The sequence below is a fragment of the Mycobacterium sp. 852014-52144_SCH5372336 genome, from assembly GCF_001665615.1.
Classification (GTDB): Bacteria; Actinomycetota; Actinomycetes; order Mycobacteriales; family Mycobacteriaceae; genus Mycobacterium; species Mycobacterium neumannii_A.
In genome coordinates, this window is sequence record NZ_LZSW01000040.1 from 1 (window position 1) to 3,394 (window position 3,394).

Here is a 3,394-nt window from a genome sequence, read left to right on the forward strand (position 1 = left end):
CTGACCCGACGGCGACTCGACTCCGGTAGCAACCGGCGCCCCGGCACCCACATCAGAGCCCACCGCACCGACGCTGGCATCCACCGACGCGGCATCTCCACCGTCGGTCTGGGCCCACACCACCCCCGCCGACGACGCCACAGCCGACCCCACACCCAAGGCCACCGCCAACGCACCCACCCGACCCACATAACGCGCACAACCCATGACCGCCCCTAGAAATCAATGACTGCATTAAATCTAGGCCCAGCGGACCAGCAAGGAATCGGGGAAAACCCTATGTATAATGGCCGATTCACCCAGGGTACTTGCGAGCGCAATATTGTTGGGACACAGGGCGTATGGGATCACCCCTTCCGCACGAAAACAGTTACTTCGATCTGCAAGCACTCAAATGACGTTGGGTAGTCAACAACAGCTTCGACGATGGTGGCCGGACATGTGCCACAAAGGACGTCCTCTGCCACCGGTCGCTGGTGCTCTCGACGCCACGGCCGAGACAGAGCGACGGCTGAAGCGAATCGTCTGGATCAGTTGACGCTGAACGGACTGAACAAGAACAACCAAACCAGGTACGCGTCGTGTTGTCCGTCGCGCAGCCCGCTGTCAGCAACGATGACGGTCACCATTGCAGCTGGCTTGATGGACTGCCCCGCGCCTATTGCGGCGACGATCGCGTCGGAATCGCTGAGGCCAGATTGAGTGTCCAGAGAGTGCAGTTCCTCCTCAGCGGCTGCGAAGCCCAGGGCGATGGTCTGCGTCCCGCCGGCCACGGTGTAGCCGAGGTCCATCAGAATGCCCCGCTCGAAGGGACTGATGGTTCTCAGAGCCACCCCAGGGGCAGAGATCGGACCCATGATCTTTCGGGATGCGCTGTTGTAGGGGAAAGTCGTGGAGCGCAGGTGGGCCACTGAGTCTCCTTCGAGAGGAACAAGACCCCCGTATGCGGCGACCGCGTTAGCTCCGCCGAAATACAGACCCCCGTTCAAGCCGGACAAATTCGATACGTAAGCGGACTTGAACTTGAAGTCTTCCCCGATGACCTTCGTGCCGCTTTGATCTACGAGGAAGTTGTCGTACGTGAGCCAGGTTGTGCGGGAGGTCAAATCGCTGGCTGTCGTGAAGCTCTGATAGCCGAAGCTGTGTAGCAATTCATGCATCGCGACCGACTGAAAGTCGAACTCGTACTCCGCTGGGGTGTCGTCGTAGGAATACGTTTTGCCGAAATTCCAGTTGATTTGGCCATCTGCCGCAGCGGGGTCGGCGTCGTAATGGTTGACCGACGTGACCTTCCTGATGAAGGGGTTCTGATAGCCGCCAAGCGGGATTCCACCTGCGATTCCCCCCGTGGCCAGAGTCCACGAGTCCGGATCGAAGTAGCCCGTGACGTCGTAGGTCATCGTCACTGGGGACGGGGTCGCAAAGTATTCGGAGAGACGGTCCGCAGCTGCTTGTAGCGCAGCCTTGGCCTGCGGGGTCCAATATTCCGAACCTTCCCCGTAGGTGAATTGGAAGACAACGTCGTCGACGGCAGTGACGGTGAGCGTGACGGTGGCCGTGTTGCTCGTGGTGAAGCCATCGGACGCGGTGTAGGTGAAGCTGTCGGTGCCGTGGAAGTTGACGTAGGGGGCATAGGTGAACGACCCGTTCGAGTTCAGGTTCACGATGCCGTTAGAAGCGCCTGAGCCCAGGCTGGCGGTCAGCGTGTCGCCGTTGGCGTCGGTGTCGTTGGCCAGCACGTTGCCACTCACGAGCGTGTCTTCGGCGCCGGTGAACGCGTTGCTGTTCGCCACCGGAGCGTGATTGACCCGCACGGTCGCGGTTTGCGTGATCGTGTTGCTGGTCAGCGCACCGTCGGTCACGGTGATCGCGATGGTCCGGGTTGCCCCCGACGGCGGGACACTGTTGTTCGCGAAGGTGACCGACCGCAGTGCCGCTTGGTAATTCGCCACACTCGCGGTCCCGGTGAGCGTGAGCGCTCCCGTGCTGGGGTTGTAGCTAGGGGTGATCCCGCTCTGCGGCGAACTCAAAGCGAGGACGTCTCCGGTCTGGCGTCCGACGGTGATGGCCACCGTCGCTCCGGTCAGATTTCCGCTATCGGAGTCGGCCACGCTGACCGCCGGAGCTATTTTGACCGGGATACCCGGTGCTGCAACGACGTTGCCACCACCACCGTTCAGGGCAGGCGCATCGTTGACCGCGGTTATCGCGATGGTCTTGGTGGCCGCCGCGCTGGACGCCCCCGCATCGGTGACCACGAAGCTGACCGTCTTCGTCGCTGTCGGCGCGTCCGTGGTCGATGTGAACGTCACCGAGCGCAGCGCGGCCTGGTAGTTGGCGACGCTCGAGGTCCCGGTGAGCGTGAGAACACCGGAGGCGGCGTTGTAGCTGCCGTTTATGCCACTGCCTACGGGAGTGGTGAACGCCAGCGTGTCACCGGTCTGCGGAGAAGTCAGCGTGACGATTGCCTTCGTCAACGACGCCGAATCCGGATCGCTGATTGTCAGCGTGCCGTCGACCACGACGGCGATCTGCTGCTCGGTGTAGGCCGTCGACCCGCCCGACGTCACCACCGCGGGCACGTCGTTGACCGCCGATATTGCAATAGTCTTGGTTGCCAACGCGCTTGGCTGGCTGGCATCGATGACCATGAAGCTGACCGTCTTTGTCGCTGTCGGCGCGTCCGTGGTCGAGGTGAACGTTACCGAGCGCAGCGCGGCTTGGTAGTTGGCCACACTGGAAGTGCCGGTGAGCGTGAGGATTCCCGTGCCGGCGTTATAACTGCCGGTGATACCACTGCCCGCGGGCGCGGTGAACGCCAGCGAATCACCCGTCTGCGGCGTGTTCACCGTCACGGTAGCCCCGGAGAAAGAAGAGGAAGCTGAATTGTTGAGGGTTAGGGCCGCGTCGACCACGACGGGCCCCTGCTGCTCGGTGTAGGCCGTAGCACCACCGGAGGTGGCCACGTTGTTGGGCCGGGACTTCGGGCTGATCGTGACTGAGACAAGCTGGTTGACGACGCCGCCGTGGCCGTCATCCAGGGTGACAGTGAAGGTGTCGACCTTGTCGGCTGCGGACGCCGTCGGAAGCGAGGCGTTGTAGCGGGCGACCTCGGTCGGGCTGTAACTGAACACACCGGTGCCGATCGTGGTGACAGTGCCGCCCTTGCTGCTGGTTGCCGGCGCACTGAAGGAAATCGTGTCGCGGTCACCGTCGGTGGCGGTGATGGTCACGGTGACTACCCCGGTGGTGGTGTCCGGTTTGGTGACTTTGGCTCGCCCGGTGGGTTTTGCGTTCTTTTCCAGGATGTCGACTTCCACGGTCACGGTGCTGTTGCCGCCGACACCGTCTTGCACGCTGATGGTGAAGGAGTCTTTGGTCAACGCCGGATCAA

At 62.3% G+C, this 3,394-nt stretch carries 1 protein-coding gene and 1 pseudogene; both read right to left on the bottom strand.

All coding sequences use genetic code 11. The features are described 5' to 3' along the window. Nucleotides 1-207, bottom strand: a pseudogene (locus A5759_RS08265) (hypothetical protein); the annotation flags it as partial. 323 nt (nt 208-530) lie between these two features. Continuing rightward, the coding region (locus A5759_RS08270) for an Ig-like domain-containing protein (RefSeq protein ID WP_156616867.1) at nt 531-3,394 on the bottom strand (2,864 nt) is incomplete at its 5' end.